Genomic DNA, 17,452 nt, shown 5'->3' with positions numbered 1-17,452 from the left:
GCGTAACACACTACCGAATGCACGGTCATCGGTGAAATCAATATAATCGATGGCGACATCGTTAAAACTTATCGACGACGAGGCACGGATGCAATACGCGCAATTGCGGGCGTTTCATGCGGTCGCGGAACATGGCGGCTTTTCCAAAGCGGCTCACGCGCTGTCGCTGACACAGCCAGCCGTGTCGGATCATGTGCGGCGGCTCGAGCAGGACTACGGCGTCAAGCTGTTCGAACGGGGGCCGCGCGGCGTCACCGCCACCGAACTCGGCTTGCGTCTCTTTAGCGTGACGCGTCACATGCTGCGCTGCGAGCGCGACGCGCGGCAACTGCTTGAGTCGGCGGGCGGTTTGCAGACCGGCTCGCTGTCGCTCGCGGCGGACGCGCCCGATCTGGCGGTCGCGCTGATCGGCGCCTTTCGCCAGCTGCATCCGGGCATCGTCGTGACGCTGTCGATCGCCAACGCCGCGGACTGCATGCAGCGCGTGCTGTCCAGCGCGGTCGACGTGGCCATCACCGCCGCGCCGCAAGTGCACAGCCGCCTGACGTCGCGCGTGTTGCGGCGCGACCCGCTAGTGGCGATGGTGCCCGCCAGCCATCCGGTCGCGAAGAAGCGCAAGCTGAGCTACGCGGAGCTGGTCAGGCAGCCGATGATTTTCCGCGAGTCGCAATCGGTCACGCAGCAGTTGCTCGAAACCGAACTGGTGCGCGAGTCTTTGCGGGTGGCGCCGGTGATGTACGTGGACGGCCGCGAGGCGCTGGAAGAAGCGGTCGCGCAAGGCATGGGGCTGGGCGTGATTGCGCGCGCCGAATTCAAGGAGTCGCGGCGCATCAAGATGATTCCGCTGCAGGATTGCCGGGTGCAGATGATCGAATCGCTGACGCGGCTTGCCGAGCGGCCCGGATCGAATCTGCTCGATGCGCTGTTCGCGGTGGAGTTGACGGCGTCCGTTAGGGGGACTGCCGGATAGAAAAGCGAGCCGCTGCAGAGGCGCTGGCAGAGCCGGCGCAGCGGCCCACATCACTTCGTCACTTCTGTGCCCGTTGTGCCGCTTTCACTTTGCATCGCACGCAGCACGGCTTCATCGTCAACGTAGCCGCGCCGCTTGCGATCGCTCAGCACCAGGCAACCACGCTCAACGCGATCCGCCGCTCGCAATCAGGCTCTCGCCGGTCATCCAGCGCGAGTCGTCGGATGCGAGGAACACGACGACATCCGCGATATCGTCAGGCTGGCCGATGCGTCCGAGCGGCGTCGTGCTGACCGCCCACGTTTCGAAGTCCGAACCGATGATGCCCCCGCTGTGCGTGCCTTCCGTGGCGACCATGCCCGGGTTCACGGAGTTCACGCGAATCTTGCGCGGCCCGAGCTCCTTCGCGAGCACGCCGGTGATACCGTCCACCGCGCTTTTGGTCGCCGTATAGACCGAGCTGCCCGGCGGCGTGATCCGGCTCACCACCGAGCTGACGTTGACGATGCTGCCGCCTTCGCCCAGGTGCTTGACCGCCGCCTGCGTGGTCAATAGCAGACCGAGCACGTTCACATTGAAGTGCTTGTGGAAATGCGCCTCAGTGATCTCTTCGATCGGCGCGAATTCATACACGCCCGAGTTGTTGACGAGAATGTCGAGGCGGCCATAGGTTTCAACTGCGGTATCGACGATGCCTTTCGCGTCCGTTGCCTTGGAGACGTCGCCTGCCACCGCGATCGCCTTGCCGCCCGCGCTGGTGATCGCGTCGACTACGCTGTCCGCGCCCGCTTTGCTCGACGCGTAGTTCACCACCACCGATGCGCCGTGCGCCGCCAATGCTTTCGCAATGGCCGCGCCGATGCCTTTCGATGCGCCCGTTACAACCGCAACCTTGCCTGTGAGCTTGCTCATCATCATGTCCTTTAGATCGTTTCGCGCCGACACGCTGTCCCGACGATTCGGGGTCGCGCCGATGAAGCTGGAGATCCAGTGGCGCTGTCACTGGACACAATGTAGGCATCGGAGCCGGTTGGATCAAGCGGCTGATGGCGAATAGATAGGTCGGTTGCGACGAACAATCCCGACTGGGACGACGCGGCGGGTGATCGAGGCGCGCACCGATGCCGGCGCAAACGCAGACGTTCCCGCGCGAGAACGCCTGGCGGTCTCGCGAAAGCAGACTAACGCCGCGTGTGAAGTCAGTGCTTACACAGCAGCGCGACCTGCGCGCCCACGCTGGCCAACACCGCCAGCGCACCGAGCGTTTCGAGAATGACCTGCAACACGATGTCGCCCCCCTGGTTCGCTGCGATCGCCCTTCCGATCAAACGAACCCGCGTGCCATCAGTTCAATCCCGGCGCCAGGCTGCGGGCGGAAAGATCATCTGGAGATTTCATTGAACTGATGTAGCGATTTTCAATCGTGCCTTGCACTTCACGGCACGCACGATACGTACCGTGAATCACGCTATGCCAAGGGTTTGAGCCAGCTTGGCCAACTCACGCGCGTGGATCTGCGATTTCTTGTTATTGTGACGCGCCGCATTGCGTCGCGTTTCGGCTTTACGGAAATAACGGCTCGATCCAACAGCAAAGACGACGCGCTCGGGGCGTCTTTTTCTCCCCTGGTGTCCTCAGCGGTCGTCGTCGCGAATCGACGACGCGTGACGGCACAGCGCACGCACCTCGACATCCATATACGGAAACAGCGGCAACTGGCTCAGCACGTCGTGCAGATGCGCGGGGCTGTCGACGTCGAACACGCTGATATTCGCGTAGCGTCCCGCGATACGCCACAAGTGCCGCCAGACGCCTTCCTGCTGCAGCTTTTGCGACATCGCCTTCTCATCGGCCTTAAGGCGCGCGGCGCGCTCGGCGTCCATATCGGACGGCAGATTGACGGTCATTTCAACGTGAAACAGCATGCTTGCTCTCCTCGTGCGAGTGATGTGATGGATTGAATTCGTGCAGGACGTTCAGGCGTTCTCGCTGGCCGCGCCCAAGGCATCAAGCTCGGGCACGTCAATCAGTCTTCGGAGAACGGGTCTTTCAAGCAGTTGCGACACTTGCGCCTTTGCGCGTGTCACGTCGCAGACGGTCGATCTTGTCCCAGTCGAGCGCGATGCCAAGACCCGCACCTTGCGGCAAATGCAGCGCAAAGTTCTCGTAGCGCAGCGGCTCGGTGAGAATCTCTTCGGTCAACAGCAAGGGGCCGAACAGTTCGGTGCCCCACTTCAATTCGCCGAAAGTACTGAAGAGTTGCGCCGACGCGATCGTGCCCACCGCACCTTCGAGCATGGTGCCGCCGTAGAGGTCGACGTTGGCGGCCGAGGCGATCGCCGCCAGTTGCGCTGCGCCGCTCAGGCCGCCCGCTTGCGCGATCTTCACCGCGAACACATCGGCGCCGCGCGCGCTGGCGATCGCAAACGCGTCGGCTGGGCCGTGCAGCGCCTCGTCGGCCATGATCGGCACATCGGCCAGCGCGCTCAGGCGTTGCAGACCGGCGCGATTGTTCGCGGCGATCGGCTGTTCGATCAGCGTGACCCCGGCATCGGCGAGACGGCGGCCGGCCCGGATCGCTTCGGATTCGGTCCATGCCTGGTTCACGTCGACGCGGACTTCGCCATAGCCTTGCACTGCCTGGCTGATCGCGACGACATGCGCGACATCGTCGGCCACCGCGCGCGAACCGATCTTCAGCTTGAACACGCGATGACGTTTCCCCTCATACACGCGTTGCGCTTCATCGATATCGCGCTTCGTATCGCCGCTCGCGAGCGTCCACGCCACCTCCATCGACTCGCGCACGCGCCCGCCGAACAGCTCGGACAAAGGCACGCCGACGCGCTGCGCCTGCGCATCGAACAACGCGGTTTCCAGCGCCGATTTAGCGAACCGGTTGCCTTGAAACAGCTCGCGCAGTTTTGCCATCGCGGCGCCGGGACGGGTCGCGTCCATACCTTCGAGCAACGGCGCGAAATAGGTGTCGACGTTCACCTTGATGCTTTCCGGGCTTTCCTCGCCATACGCGAGCCCGCCGATGGTGGTGCCCTCGCCCACGCCGATCACGCCGTCCGCGCAACGCACGCGCACCAGCACGAGTGTCTGGCAGTTCATCGTCGCGACCGAGAGCCGGTGCGGACGGATCGTCGGTACGTCGACGAGTATCGTCTCCACGCTGTCGATCTTCACGGGTGTTGCTGTCATTGCTTGCACTCCTGAACTGCGATACTGGGAGCGCTCATATTAGAAACAAACCGTCGACGCGGTCCAACACCGATTCAGACTGTTTCCATACTTTGGCGGTATGAAGCGCCGTCAGGCGCGCGCGGCGGCGCGTTGCGGCGGGCTGTGATAGAGGCAGCGGATCGGGTTACGCCCGCTCTGAGAACCGATGGACGACGTCCCTCACGGTCTTCGAAGCGCGCTGGACCGTGAATGAGGATGGGGAGTGACGAGCGTTTGCGCCGTGCGGGTTTTTTCCAGGCCGTGGCGGGCCGCCCCGCCGATGAACCGCCGTCACTGCGCCGAGGTTCGCATCGCCCGATACTCGCGCCGCACGATATCCATCAACTCCGCGACCGACGTGCTCGCGGCTTCGCGTTGATAGGTCACGCGGCCGCGCTGCATCAGCATCACGCGATCCGCGATATCGAGCGTCTGCGCGTAGTTGTGCATGATCATGATGATGGACAGCCCGCCCTTCTCCTTCAGACGCAAGACCAGATCGATGATGAGCCCGGCTTCGCGGGCACCCATTGCCGCAAGCGGTTCGTCGAGCAGCAGAATCCTCGCATTGGAATTGACCGCGCGCGCGACGGCGATCGCCTGGCGCTGTCCCCCGGAAAGCTGCTCGACGGGCAGTTCGACCGAGGGCACGTGCACGCCGATCTCTTCAAGACATTCCGCCGCGCGCTTGCGCATCGCGCGGTTGTCCAGCAAACGGAACGGGCCGCGGCGAATGATCTCGCGATTGAGGAACATGTTGTGATAAATGCTCAGCGAGTTCGCGAGTGCGAGATCCTGGTACACGCATTCGATTCCGAGCGATCGTGCATGATCCACGGAACGAAGCATGGTTTCCACGCCGTGTACGAAGAGCTTGCCGCTCGTCTGCTGGTGAAACCCCGTCAGAATCTTGATCAACGTCGACTTGCCCGCGCCGTTGTCGCCGAGCACGCCGAGTATTTCGCCGGGCTTGAGCGTCAGCGACACACCATCGAGCGCCGTCACCGCGCCGAAGCGCTTGACGATATCCTCGCCGCGCAGGGCTTCGGCAGGCTCGGACATCAAAGCTCTCCCTTGCGTGCGAGGCGAACCACATGAATGTTGAAAATCATCGCCGCGAGAATGGCGGCGCCGAGAATCATGTTGAAAGTGAACGCGTTGATGCCGATCAGCGTGAAGCCGTCGTTGAGAATGCCGAGGACCGCCGCGCCGATCAGACCGCCGATGATCGTGCCCGATCCGCCGGCGAGCGGCGTGCCGCCGATCACCGCTGCGGCCACCGCGAGAAACATGATCTGGTTGCCGCCTGCTTGCGGGTCGATCGAGCTGATCCGGAAGGCTTCGAGAATGCCGGTCAAGCCCGCCAGCACCGCCGCAAGAATGAAGTTGCCGAGTTTCAGGCGTTTGACATGAATGCCGGCTTCGCTCGCGCCGAGCGGATTCGCTCCGCCTGCGATGGTATGCAAGCCCCAGCGCGTATGGCGCAGCAGAATGTGCATGACGAGCGCGATCGCAAGCGCCCAGATGATCTCGCTGTAGCCCCAAGCGCCCATGATCGCCGAAAACTCCGTGCCTTCCGGCGGCGAGACCGGCGTGCCTCTGGAAATCGTCAGCGTGAAACCGTTGACGAAAAAGAGCGTGCCGAGCGTGGTGACGAACGACGGAATACGCAGATACACCGTCACCGCGCCGTTGACGAAGCCGACTATGGCCGCCGCGAGCAGACCGGCGAGAACGGCGAGCCATACCGGCATGCCGGCTTCGTTGGCGAAATACATGACGAACGGCGCGAACGCGAACACCATGCCGGCGGAGAGATCGATCTCCCCGCCGATCATCAGCATGATTTCTCCGAACGCAATGATCGCAACCGGTGCGATGAACTGCGACAGGTTCTCGAGACTCGCACGCGTTAGCAGGAAATCACGATTCGCGGTTTCGAAATAGGCGCACAGAATCAGCGCAACCGCGAGGATGCGAATCTCGCTCGAACGCCAGACCGGTCTGGACCCTAAGCGCCGGCGCTCGCGAGGTTTCGGTTTGTCCGCCACGGAAGACGTCATCCCTTGATTGCGCCCGAGTGCGGCACGATCTGCGGCTTCGTGCTCTTGCCTTCATAACGCGTCGACGTGTTCAGGTAAGGCTCGACCGTGTCTTTAGTGACGAATTTCAAGCCCGTGTTGACGTTCGCCGGGCCGACGAGTCCGCCGGACGACAGGAACACGAATGCCTGAACCACAGTGTAAAAACCCTGCACATAGGGCTGCTGATCGATCGTGAAGTCCAGGAAGCCTTCATGGATCAGTTGGACCGTGCGCGGCAACAGGTCGAAGCCGCCGCCGTGCACGCCCTTCGAAGGCAAGTTGGACGCCTTCATGACTTCGGCCACGCCCTGGGTGCTGCCGGCGTCGACCGCAAACATGCCCTTCACGTCCTGGTGGCCCAGGTAGAACGACTTGATCTTCGAAAGCTCTTCGTTGACGGTCGCGCCCGTCGCGATGGTCTGCACATCGATCTTCTTGCCCGACTTCTTGATGGCGGCGACCGCGCCGTCCAACCGCGGCTGAATGTTCAACTGCCCCGGCGTCGCGATGAAGATCGCGACCAGACCGCTATCGATCAGGCCGACGATGCGCTCGCCCATCTGATACCCGGACAGATACAGATCCTGGCCGATATACGCGAGGCGCGGATTGGCGGTGCCTTGCGGCGCATCGGCGTTGTAGGCGAAGACCGGGATGCCGGCGTCGAGGGCCGCCTGGATCGGTTTGTCGAACGCCTTCGGATCGACGATCGGCACCGCTATGGCATCGGCTTTGCCCGCAATCGCCGCGTTGACCGCATTCACCATCTCGGCAATGTCGGCATTGGCCGAGCCCGTCCACTGATAGTCCATCCCGAGCAAAGCTGTGGAGTCCTGAATACCGTATTGCGTTGGAACGAAGAATGGATTGGTCGTGACGTGGTTGACGAAGACGATTTTCCAGCGCTTGTGCGGCGGAAATGGACTTCCCTCCGCGGCTTGCGCGGGCGTCAACGCTCCACCGAACATGGCGAGCGCTGCGCCGAGACCCGCGCCTTGCAGTAATCCGCGGCGCGTACGCTGCACCTGCTCCTCGCCGTCCTGCCCTTCCTGCTCTTGCGCCATGTCAGTCTCCCGTGTGTCACTTATTGAACAACCGGCTGTGCATGACGGCGCAGGCCAGCAAAGCGCCAGTGCCGGGCGCCACCACACGCGAATAGACAACGCGTGTGCATGCGCGTGCGCCAGACGACCCTGAGGAAAATCCTATATCACGCGCTTTTAGCCTCAATCAATGTATACCCTTAACTAGTCCGACTATTTCACGCGCCCGCGAATTGAATTGCGGCGATGCGCTCGTAGCGCGGCGCTTGCCTATTCAAACGATGCGATGGTTCGGGCGGCGCTGCGATAGCGTGTCTATGTTTCAATCTCGGTGCACCAGTGTGGCGCTAGCTGGCGATCCGCTGGCGGCGAGCAATGGGTGCCACCACAATCACAGATTCGCCGGTCTCGCTTCAGTGCAACTACTGAAAGATGGTCGGGCACGCCACATCAATAGTAAGACTATCTAAGCAGACCATGAGAAGCGCCGGCCTCACGCGCGCGCCGTCACGCCGGGTGATGGCTGCCGAGCTCCAGGATGCTCTCCGCGTCGGCGCGGGCGTTTTCGAGTTGGACGAGACTCGCGTGCCGCGCGCCGAGCGGGTCGCGGTTCTGGATGGCGGTGAGGATGGCCTTGTGCCGCGGCAGCGACAAGGCATGCGTGTCGGGATGGCGGCTCGTCAGCCTGATCGACTCCGACAACGCGAGCGACAGCATATTGCCGATATAAGCCAGCATGTCGTTGTGAGTGGCCGCCATGATCGCGCGATGAAATTCGAGGTCCGGCTCCAGCAGCTCACTCGCCGTTGCGGCGCGTTCCATCCGGTCATACGCGGATGCGATACGCGCGAGGTCGTCGCTCGTCGCCGCGCCGGCGGCGAGCGCCGCCGCCGCGGGCTCGATGACGCGGCGCACCGTCAGAAGCGAGTTGAAGAATTCGCCTTCGGGAACGCTTCTGATGGTCCAGTACAATACATCCGGATCGAGCATATGCCAGTCCGCGCGCGGCCTGACCACACTGCCCACCCGCGGCTTCGACACGACGAGGCCTTTGGCGGCCAGCACGCGCGTCGCCTCGCGCAATACCGGGCGGCTCACGCCATAGCGTTCGCACAGCACCGTTTCTGCCGGCAAGCGCTGACCCGGTTGCAGCTTGCCACTGACGATACCCATGCCCAGCTCCTGCACGATGCGGCCATGCATGCTCTTGCGCTGTTGCAGATGACGATAGTCCATGCTCGGAGCTCGCGGTCGTGCACCGTTCGGTTTGCTCCGATCTGTTCGGCGTTTGACACGGCACTGACTCCGTTGTCGACTCGGACAGGCTTCTGCTGCATGGAGCGCCGATGCTTGGTCAAGCATAGCACGCGCTATCGGGCCGCATTGCAGGTTGCGGATGCTGGGCGTGGTCGGCGCGCTGCGCACCATCATCGCGTTCGAGGCAACGTCCAGCACCAACAAGAATCTTTATACGACCAGAGGCATGCATGGAACTTCGCCAGCTCCGCTATTTCATTGCGGTCGCCGAAGAGATGAACATCACGCGGGCCGCCAATCGCCTGCACATGACGCAGCCGCCGCTGAGCCGGCAGATTCAGCAGATCGAGGAAAGCGTCGGGCTGCCGCTGTTCGAACGTGGCTCGCGTCCGCTGCGCCTGACCGAAGCCGGCCGCATCTTCTACGCTCAGGCCAAGCGCCTGATCGACGATGCCGATGAGCTCGCGCCGCTCACACGCCGGCTCGCGCAACTGGCCGAGCGCATCGTGATCGGCTTCGTGCCGTCGACACTGTACGGCGCGCTGCCTGCCGTGATCCGCGCGTTTCGCGAAGCGGCGCCGCATATCGAGCTGTCGCTGATCGAAATGTCCACGATCGAACAACTGGGCGCGCTCAAAGGCGGCCGTATCGACGTCGGCTTTGGCCGTCTGCGTTTTGACGATGCGCAACTGGCGCGCGAAGTGCTCGTCGAGGAACGGTTGATCGCAGCGCTGCCGCAGGATCATCCCCTCGCCCGCCAGAAAAAGCCGCTGACGCTGGCCGCGCTCGCGCAGGAGACGCTGATCGTCTATCCGAGCACGCCGCGCCCGAGCTACGCCGACCAGCAACTCTCCGCGCTGCACGATCACGCGCTCGAGCCCAAGGCGATTCATGAAGTGAGGGAATTGCAGACCGCGCTGGGTCTGGTGGCCGCGCAAGTGGGCGTGTGCCTCGTGCCGGAAAGCGTGGAAGGCTTGCGCGCGCACGGCGTCACTTATCGGCCCATTCCGGCGGCCAACATCGCGTCGCCGATCATCATGAGCCGCCGTTTGCAGGACGAATCGCCCGCCACTACGCTGATGTGTTCGCTCGCCCGCCAGCTGTTCAAGCGGGGGTGATCCCCTGTCGTGTGAATGCTCGTTCAAGCGCCGCACGATTGCCGCGACCCGATCGAGCAAGCAAGCAGACGTTGCGTCGTTCCTCGTGGACATGCGCGTGCGAGTGCATCGTCAAGGCCGCGGTCGGCAAGCCAACCGGACAGCCGTAGACGATGCGCGCACGAGGACCTGCTAGCTGCTCACGCTACTTCACGTTGAAGCCATAATCGCCTTGCGTGCGATGCCCGTCCGATGCCACTGCGACCCAGTGCACCGTATAGTGACCCGCCGCGAGCGACGGCAGGCGCACGGTCATCGTGCGCGGCTGATGCGGGTCGACCGAAGCCTTTTCAGTGGTGAGCTGCTTGCCGCTCGCGTCGGTGACCGTGAGCGAACTGAATGCCGGCTCGAGCGGCCCGTCGAACGTCACGCGGACCTGCGCCGGCGACGCCACCGTCGCGCCGGCGCCCGGCTCCTGCTTTTGCGGAAACACATGTGCAAACGCGGCGCTCGCGAACGCGAGACCGGCGGCAAGCGCCGTCAGTTTCGCGACCGCGCGCCTGCCGATGCGCTCCGATCTGTTCAGCACCTTATCCATCGTCTCTCTCCTGCTTTAGGGAAACAGCGGTTTGCCGAGGGTGGTGGGCGCCACGTCGTCGAAGAAAATGTGTGCCTGCACCAGAATGCCGACGTGCGATCCGCTCGCCCGATTGATCGGAATTTGCGCCTCGACACCGAACTGCCCATAGCGGTTGATCCAGATGAAGCCCGGATTGACCGTGCCAGTGGTTTGCCCCTGGCTCCTCGATAGCGGAATCTCCACCAGCGGGATCAGGTTCGCGAACGGCTGCGGCAGACCGGCGTCGTGCACGTGCTGCTGGAGATACGGCAAGCTGTATTGCACGGTGAAGCCGTAGTTGAACGCGTTCGGCTGACCCGCGCCGGTGGTCAGCGCCGGGCCCGCTTCGGCGGTGATCGCTACGGGCCGCAGATAAGCGAGCGAGTCCGGCAGATCGCCCATGCCCTTGCCGACGTACACCGTCGGCGAGATCGTCGAGAAATTATCGGCGATGGCGCGGCTGCCTGTGCCGCCGAGTTCGGCGTGCACGCCGATCGAGGACATGAATTCGTGCGCGTCGTTGACGTACAGCAGGTACTTCAGGCCGACGCCGAAGTTGTCGAAGCCGCGCGCAGTCGGATTGTTTTGCATCGCATAAGTGCCGTCGACGGACACCGCAAGGCGAGGCGTGATCAGCTTGTCGTATTCGAAGCTAAAGGTGTTGATGCTTTGGTCGCCATCATCGCCGGGCACGCGCTGATGGCCGTACTCGAAGTTGGCTTCGTCGCCGACGCCGGGGTCGTCGACTGCCATCGTCGACGGGAATACGCGGTTGCCCGCGATCGCGTGGGCCTGGACGAGCGACGGCGTGCAGAACACGAGGCTCGCGGACAATGCGACGAGCGGCGCGGCGCGCAGCGGCCGGCCGCCGCGCGTGAGTGAGGTTGCCATGGTTCATCCTGTCAGATCGGTCGTGAAATGCCGGCGCGCACGTTCGAACGGGCACGCGGCGGCAGACGCGATGCGCTTGAACGCACCGCGCTTGGGTGACTCGGTTCAGGATGCGGACGGTGGCGCGCGCGGCCGCGCAAAGGTGAGCGGTTCGACGCGGCGCGTGCTGTCAAAGCGCGTAGCAACGGTGTGCTGCGTCACCCGGACGACGACCAGAAATAGCGCCTCGACGCTCGGCATGACCGGCAGATGGACGAGCAGGCTGCAATAGCCGCAGGCGTCGCCGTCGGACATCTGCGCGGGCTTGTGGGTGGAATCGTCGGGCGCGGCGGGCACATGCGCCGGTTGGTCAGAGACCGACGAGATTGCGTCCATCGACCCGATCGATGCTGCGGAGCAGAGAACTGCCGACATCGGGTCGCGATCCGCGTGCGCAGCGAGCGTATGCGAAATCGTCGGCGCGAGCGAGGCCATCAGGATCGCAATCAATCCGAGCCAACTGCCGATTTTCCGCTGGAAACGCCTCAAGATTCGCCCACCGATGCGATGAAAAGCTGTCGCGGATTATGCCACGCTAATTGGCGCATGCCAGCCCCAGCAATGGGGCGGATCGATGCATGGCTTATCACGACCGACAGCGATCGAGTCATGCTGCCAGCTCCCTGGAGCAAACTGCCGACGACAAACCAGGCGCTTACAGTAGACAATTGCCCCACCCCGGATTGCGCCCACGGAGTCTCCATGAAAGCGCTGCGTCAACGTCCCCCACGATTTCCCGGCAGCCATCCGCATGCCGAATGGCGCGATCACACGCTGCCGTATGTGATCGTGGCGGTCCTCGTCGTGCTGGTGATCACACTGCTCGTATGGGTGGCCGATCCCGCGCCGCCCAGATCCATCACGATCAGCGCCGGTCCGCGCGACAGCTCGTTTCTCAGCTTCGCGAATCAGTACAAGAAGATTCTCGCGCGCAACGGCGTCCGGCTGAATGTGCTGGAGTCCGACGGCTCGGAGCAGAATCTGCAGCGTCTGCTGGACCCGAAGCAGCACGTCGACGTGGCGCTGGTGCAAGGCGGTCTCGCCGACGGACTCGACACGTCGTCGCTGATGTCGCTCGGCAGCATGTTCTATGTGCCGGTGGTGGTGTTTTATCGCGGCACAGGCGTCACGCGCCTGTCGCAGCTGGAAGGCAAGCGGATCGCCATCGGCCGCGAAGGCAGCGGCACGCGCCGGCTCGCGCTCAAGCTGCTGGACGCGAACGGCATCGAGCCTGGCGGCGCCACGGTGCTGCTGCCGAGCGACGGTCTGCAGGCCGCGACACAACTGGTCGCGGGCCAGGCGGACGCGGCGATTCTGAGCGGCGACTCGGCAACCCGTGATCTGATGCTGCGTCTGCTGAGGGTGCCCGGCATCTCGGTCATCAACTTCGACGAAGCGAGCGCCTATACGCGCGTCTTCCCGTACCTGGACCGGATCGACCTGCCGCCCGGCGTGCTCGATCTGAAGCACCGGATTCCGCCCGAAACGGTGCATCTGATCAGCCCCACGGTGGAACTGCTCGCGCGGACCCATCTGCACCCGGCCATCTCGGATCTGTTGATCGAAGCTGCCCAGGAAGTACATGGCATGCCCGGTTTGTTGCAGTACGCGGGACAGTTTCCGAATCCGGTCGCCCACGAATATCAGATCAGCGAGGACGCGCAGCGCTACTACCGGAGCGGCAAGAGTTTCCTCTACCGCACGCTGCCGTTCTGGCTGGCAAGCATCGGCGACCGCGCGCTCGTGCTGTTGCTGCCGGTGGCCGTGCTGCTGTTTCCGACCATGCGGGTGATTCCCGCGCTTTATCGCTGGCGGATACGTTCGCGGATCTATCGTTATTACGGTTCGCTGATTGCGATCGAACGCGCCGCGCTCAGTCATTCCACCGGCAACGAGCGCAAGCAGCTCTTCGCACAACTGGATGAGATCGAGGCGTCGTTGAATCGGCTGCGCATGCCGCTCGCTTATGCCGACGCGTTCTACGTGCTGCGCCAACACGTCGGCTTCGTGCGCAGCCGGCTGACGGCTGCCGAGCGGCAAAACGGCACCGCGTAGCGCGGTGCCGCGAGCCTCAGGCTGAAGGTGCGACCGGCGCGGTCGGCGAAGCTGGCGGGTGCACAACGGCCGCGTTGTCTGCGCACGGTTCCGTCGGGCTGGCCTCACGCGGCGTGGCGGATTCGCCCGGCGCTGGGGAATCGGCGGCGGCTTCGTCGGCCGCTGGTGCGGGCGCTGCTGCCGCCACTGAACCTTGGGCCGCTCCCGCTGCCCCTGGAGCATCGGCCGCTCCCGCTGCCCCTGGTGTTTCGGCCGACGCTGCCGCCACTGGATCTTGCGCCGCCGCCGGCGCTTCGGCGGCGGGCGCACCCGCGGCCTTAGGCGTGCCCTTGCCCGCGCGGTGCGCTTGCAGGCGCTGCGCGCCCGCCGCTTCCTGTGCGGTGACCTTGCCGGCTTCGACGCCGCTCAGGTCGACTCGCGCCGCGCCTTCTACGAGGCACTTCCAGTAGCGGCTGCCCCGGCACCAGGTTTTGATCGCGTCGCGCAGCTCTGCTTCGCTTAGCGACAGCTCCTTCGAATGCGCAAGGAGGTCTTCGAAGATGCCGATCTTCAACGGCAGCTTGGGCGCGGGATTCTTCGGGAACGCGATCGGGAAGCGCTTCTGCAAACGCCCGATCGACTTGACGACCGGGTCCACCGGCCTCGCATCCACTGCTACTGGCGTCGCTTGCGCGGGGGCCGCCGGCGCGTCGCGACGCGCTTGCGCATCGCGGCGCGGCTCCGCAGGGCCGCGGCCAGGCTTGCCGCCTGGCCTCGAGCCGGCCTTGGACGCAGGCCTCGGAGCAGGCTTCGCAGCGGGCTTTGAAGCCGGCTTTGAAGCAGACTTGGATGCCGGTCCGCCACCGGGCTTGGCGGCAGGCGCGGCTTCGGCGCGTGCAGCGGCCAGTTGCTTCTTCAGTTCAGCGAGTTGTTCGAAACCCATAGCGCACAATCGGTGGAGAAAGAGAAGATTGTAGCAGCGTGCGCAGGCGCGCTCGCGACAATGGTCCGCGCGCCGATTCAGATACCGTGCCGATCACGCCGGCCGACCCTCTTCAGCCCCGCCGCGCCGCTAGTGTGCGCTCGGTAAATCGCCGACACAGCCGCCTGCCGCCGCGCGGTTTGATCGGCGAATGCAGTCGCAGGGGATCACTGCACCGAGGCACGGCGCGCCCGCGGTGCGCCGCTCGACGCAATCCGGGCCGCCCCGGCGAATCGCTTTCGACGGCCGGGACGTTTGCGCGCCGAGCGCCGTCGGACCGGACCCACGACGCGGGAGCCGGGGCACCGGCGTTATATCGTGCAGCCAGACTCGAAGCGAATCTGGCCCGGCGATCCGCGCCACGATGGCGAGACCGAGCCGCTGCGCTCGTCGCGCTCATCAGATGCAGATGCACGAGCCGCTACGCCAGCACGTCCGCGAATCCGCCGACCCGCGCGCCCGACGCGCTGATCGCGGCGGCCACCTTCGGCGAAAGCAGCGCCTGCAGTTCATCGGCATGCCGGTAGTCGCGCATCCCGTCGCTTAGCGCATGCTCGCCGGCCAGTGCGGGATGGCAGTAGATCTCGCCGACGCCGTGCGGCAGATCGGCCAGCGCAGCGAGCCACGCTGCCTCGTCCATGCGCCCGCTGCGCGCAACCCCGACCACGTAGTCGTTGTGCGCCACCCCCGCCCGGTCGAGGCGCGCCCTCACCTGCACGATCCACGGCCTGAGCCACAGCGGCGCGTTCGCCTCGAACGGCAGGCGCATCGCCTTCATCCCGTACTCGCGGCCGATCGCGAGAATCAGCCCGAGCACCGTCGGGTGCAGATGAAAATGCTTGTGCGTGTTCACGTGATCGAGCGTCAAGCCGGTTTGCGCAAACGCGTCGAACTGCGCGCGAATTTCACGCGCGAGCTGCTTGCGCACGTGCGGCAGGAAGAAAAAACGCATGCCGTCGCGCACCATGTTGTCGCCGAAACGGCCACGCTCGTCGAGCAGCGCGCGGATCGCTGCGCGCGGCAGGAGCGCCGCGCCATCGGCCAGAACGAGATGCAGACCGACCCGCAACTGCGGCAACGCGCGGGCGCGCGCGACGGCATCGCGTGCGGCCGGCGCGCCGATCATGAGGCTCGCCGCGCTCAGCACGCCGTGTTGATGCGCGCATTCGACCGCCAGATTCACGCGTGAATGCAGGCCGAAATCGTCCGCGGTCACGATCAGCCCGCGCGGCCTAACCGCCATCCGACACCTCCATCGCATCCATCACGTTCAGGCGCCTTCTGCGCGCGAGCGACGCAGCCGATGTTTCCAGCGGCACGCGCGCGCCGCGCCACGTCACGTGCGAGCCGAATGCGCCGACGCACCATTGCAACGCCAGCAGCATATCGCGCAACGGGACGAGCGGCAGGTCGCGCCAGAAGGTGCGCTCGCGACGTGCGGCGCGCAGATGTAGCAGCAGACGCGCGCCGAGGCCGGCCCCCGTGCTCGCTGCGCTCGCGAGCGCGGCTGCGGAGGGCGCGCCGTGGTATGCGCCGCTCGCGAGAAATGCGCTCAGCCACGCGCCGGTCAAGAGCCACGGCGTCGGAAACGTGATGACCAGCGACGCGAAACCCAACGGACTCACCGAACGGATCGTGCGCAGCCAGCGCGTTTCGCGCTGCCATAGGGCGCGGAAGGTCGGCTCGATCACGTCGGTGGCGACCATCACGCGCGAGAGCACGGTCTGCAGCCCGAGCGCGCGCACGTGCTCGGCCAGCCAGTAGTCGTCCGCGAGACAGTTTTTGAGCGCGTCGAATCCGCCAATGCGCTCCAGCGTCGCTCGGCGCAATGCCAGCGTCGCGCCAAACCCGAACCGGCGCGAACCGGCCGCATGCGCGACGCGCACCGACGGCGCGAACCATTCGTTGATGAACAGCGCACCCACGCGCGGCCAGAAGCCGCCGACGCCGCGCGCGAGATACAGACACGTGACGACACCCACGCGCGAGTCGGCGAGCGGCGCGGCAACGCTGTCGAGATAATCGGCTTGCACGGCGATGTCGCTGTCGGCGATGACGATGACGTCGTGCCGGGCGCGCCCGGCCATATTCATCAGATTACTGACTTTCAGATTGCTGCCGTGCACGCGCGTATCGATTGCAAGCTCGATGTCGTGCGTCGGGTAGGCCTTCTGCAGACGCCGTACCACCGCGATCGCGGGATCGTCCGGCGACGATACGCCGAGCACGAGCTGGAAATGCTCATGGCGTTGTTCGCAGAAGGTCCGCAGGTTTTCGTAGAGACGCGGCTCGGCGCCGCACAAGGGTTTGAGCACGCTCACGCCGACCCGCGCGAAGCGCTGCGCCGGCTGCGGCGCGCTCGCGCCGGCATGCGGAAGATCAGACGAGCCGGCCTGCCCGGGCGCGCCGTAGCGGCACGTGCCGAAGAACGGCATTGCCAGCGCCGCGGCCATCGTGTAAAGCGCGGCGCCGGCGCAGCCGCTTATCACGATCCACTGGCATATGGTCCATACGTGCGCCGCCATCGTCCGTATCCGTCAGGGCGCGGCCAGCACGAACGGTCGACCCGTCAGCCGTAGATGGAGAATGACGAGCCATCGGCGCGGACAGTCCGGCGCCACCTGCCCCGAGCACCCGGCAGTCATGGTGTGCCGTCTTTTGATCGCGACCTGGAATGCCGCGTGCGCGAATTCGCGCGTCGCGATCGCGCCGCCGATGATCACCACGATTGCGAGCAGGCGGAACGGTGCGCTCGAGAAGAACTGCTGCGACACCGGCACAAGCAGCAGCGCGATGCCAAGCACGGCCTCGGCGCCCGCGGCTGTCAGCGATGCGACCAGCAGATGGGGTCTCAGCATGTCGACGGTGACTGGCTTCATAACGTTGCCTCGCGACCTGATGGAACGCATGGCGCATTCATCGGTATACAAACACCGGGCGAAAAAATACATCGAACTACTTACGATCTGGCTTCAGAAGCCTGACAATATCGGCCGACAGCAACGGCGCTTTACTGTTGGCGCTTTACTGTTCGCTCATCACTCGAACCGCGCGGCTCAGGGGCGATACTATCGATTCAAGCTGAAGGAAACCTTAAGTATTCGCAAGGTACGAAGCAGATGATCGGGACGCTGGTTAAACTTCGCCTGACCAACCGGGGACCTCGATAACAACGCCTACCGTTGCGCAATCAAACATTCACCACTGA

18 protein-coding genes are annotated in these 17,452 nt (G+C 64.5%); 3 read left to right on the top strand and 15 right to left on the bottom strand.

The annotated features are described in order from the left end of the window. The first annotated feature begins 88 nt into the window (after positions 1-88). Complete coding sequence (locus ABQJ48_RS02015; protein WP_367835612.1) at positions 89-970, top strand: LysR substrate-binding domain-containing protein; 882 nt, start codon at positions 89-91, stop codon at positions 968-970. A gap of 165 nt (positions 971-1,135) precedes the next feature. On the opposite strand, the gene ABQJ48_RS02010 is transcribed toward ABQJ48_RS02015, so the two are convergent. The 8 genes from ABQJ48_RS02010 to ABQJ48_RS01975 all read right to left on the bottom strand — a co-directional run bounded on the left by ABQJ48_RS02010 (position 1,136) and on the right by ABQJ48_RS01975 (position 8,561). Continuing rightward, positions 1,136-1,882 carry a glucose 1-dehydrogenase gene (locus ABQJ48_RS02010; protein WP_367835611.1) on the bottom strand — a complete coding sequence of 249 codons (747 nt, stop codon included), beginning with the start codon at positions 1,880-1,882 and terminating at the stop codon, positions 1,136-1,138. 287 nt (positions 1,883-2,169) lie between these two features. Continuing rightward, a complete protein-coding gene (locus tag ABQJ48_RS02005; RefSeq protein WP_367835610.1) occupies positions 2,170-2,298 on the bottom strand; it encodes a hypothetical protein in 129 nt (42 codons plus the stop codon). Between the two features lie 306 nt (positions 2,299-2,604). Further along, positions 2,605-2,895, bottom strand: coding sequence for a muconolactone Delta-isomerase (catC, locus tag ABQJ48_RS02000; RefSeq protein WP_367835609.1), 291 nt, complete (start codon positions 2,893-2,895; stop codon positions 2,605-2,607). 124 nt (positions 2,896-3,019) lie between these two features. Next, positions 3,020-4,177 carry a muconate/chloromuconate family cycloisomerase gene (locus tag ABQJ48_RS01995; RefSeq protein WP_367835608.1) on the bottom strand — a complete coding sequence of 386 codons (1,158 nt, stop codon included), beginning with the start codon at positions 4,175-4,177 and terminating at the stop codon, positions 3,020-3,022. A gap of 312 nt (positions 4,178-4,489) precedes the next feature. After that, positions 4,490-5,260 (bottom strand): ATP-binding cassette domain-containing protein, encoded by a 771-nt coding sequence (locus tag ABQJ48_RS01990; RefSeq protein ID WP_367835606.1) that lies wholly within the window; start codon positions 5,258-5,260, stop codon positions 4,490-4,492. Beyond that, positions 5,260-6,261 carry an ABC transporter permease gene (locus ABQJ48_RS01985; protein ID WP_367835605.1) on the bottom strand — a complete coding sequence of 334 codons (1,002 nt, stop codon included), beginning with the start codon at positions 6,259-6,261 and terminating at the stop codon, positions 5,260-5,262. The genes ABQJ48_RS01990 and ABQJ48_RS01985 overlap by 1 nt, the downstream gene beginning before the upstream one ends. Next, complete coding sequence (locus ABQJ48_RS01980; protein ID WP_367835603.1) at positions 6,258-7,346, bottom strand: sugar ABC transporter substrate-binding protein; 1,089 nt, start codon at positions 7,344-7,346, stop codon at positions 6,258-6,260. Before ABQJ48_RS01980 ends, ABQJ48_RS01985 begins: the two co-directional genes overlap by 4 nt. Positions 7,347-7,832: 486 nt before the next feature. After that, positions 7,833-8,561: a FadR/GntR family transcriptional regulator gene (locus ABQJ48_RS01975; protein ID WP_367835601.1), complete on the bottom strand. Its 729-nt coding sequence runs from the start codon at positions 8,559-8,561 to the stop codon at positions 7,833-7,835. Positions 8,562-8,812: 251 nt separating this feature from the next. On the opposite strand from ABQJ48_RS01975, the gene ABQJ48_RS01970 reads away from it, so the two are divergent. Next, a complete protein-coding gene (locus ABQJ48_RS01970) occupies positions 8,813-9,700 on the top strand; it encodes a LysR family transcriptional regulator (protein ID WP_367835599.1) in 888 nt (295 codons plus the stop codon). A gap of 184 nt (positions 9,701-9,884) precedes the next feature. On the opposite strand, the gene ABQJ48_RS01965 is transcribed toward ABQJ48_RS01970, so the two are convergent. The 3 genes from ABQJ48_RS01965 to ABQJ48_RS01955 form a co-directional block, all read right to left on the bottom strand. Next, positions 9,885-10,277 carry a copper resistance CopC family protein gene (locus ABQJ48_RS01965; RefSeq protein WP_367835598.1) on the bottom strand — a complete coding sequence of 131 codons (393 nt, stop codon included), beginning with the start codon at positions 10,275-10,277 and terminating at the stop codon, positions 9,885-9,887. A gap of 15 nt (positions 10,278-10,292) precedes the next feature. Further along, entirely contained in the window at positions 10,293-11,189 is an 897-nt protein-coding gene (locus tag ABQJ48_RS01960) for a hypothetical protein (protein WP_367835597.1), read from the bottom strand. Positions 11,190-11,294: 105 nt separating this feature from the next. After that, positions 11,295-11,720: a DUF2946 domain-containing protein gene (locus ABQJ48_RS01955; RefSeq protein WP_367835976.1), complete on the bottom strand. Its 426-nt coding sequence runs from the start codon at positions 11,718-11,720 to the stop codon at positions 11,295-11,297. A 210-nt stretch (positions 11,721-11,930) separates the two neighbouring features. Here ABQJ48_RS01955 and ABQJ48_RS01950 point away from each other — a divergent pair, with 210 nt between their 5' ends. Beyond that, entirely contained in the window at positions 11,931-13,283 is a 1,353-nt protein-coding gene (locus tag ABQJ48_RS01950) for a TAXI family TRAP transporter solute-binding subunit (RefSeq protein ID WP_367835596.1), read from the top strand. A gap of 16 nt (positions 13,284-13,299) precedes the next feature. Here the strand turns inward: ABQJ48_RS01950 and ABQJ48_RS01945 are convergent, their stop codons facing one another. From ABQJ48_RS01945 to ABQJ48_RS01930, 4 genes are all read right to left on the bottom strand, one after another. After that, a complete protein-coding gene (locus ABQJ48_RS01945) occupies positions 13,300-14,205 on the bottom strand; it encodes a ProQ/FinO family protein (RefSeq protein ID WP_367835595.1) in 906 nt (301 codons plus the stop codon). Between the two features lie 460 nt (positions 14,206-14,665). Then, positions 14,666-15,487, bottom strand: coding sequence for a hopanoid biosynthesis-associated protein HpnK (gene hpnK / locus ABQJ48_RS01940; protein WP_367835593.1), 822 nt, complete (start codon positions 15,485-15,487; stop codon positions 14,666-14,668). Then, entirely contained in the window at positions 15,477-16,769 is a 1,293-nt protein-coding gene (gene hpnI, locus ABQJ48_RS01935) for a bacteriohopanetetrol glucosamine biosynthesis glycosyltransferase HpnI (protein ID WP_367835592.1), read from the bottom strand. The genes hpnK and hpnI overlap by 11 nt, the downstream gene beginning before the upstream one ends. 12 nt (positions 16,770-16,781) lie before the next feature. Further along, positions 16,782-17,123, bottom strand: coding sequence for a hypothetical protein (locus tag ABQJ48_RS01930; protein WP_367835590.1), 342 nt, complete (start codon positions 17,121-17,123; stop codon positions 16,782-16,784). Between the last annotated feature and the right edge of the window lie 329 nt (positions 17,124-17,452).

The organism is Paraburkholderia suaedae (assembly GCF_040812055.1).
GTDB lineage: Bacteria > Pseudomonadota > Gammaproteobacteria > Burkholderiales > Burkholderiaceae > Paraburkholderia.
This window is presented reverse-complemented; position numbering and strand designations above follow the sequence as displayed.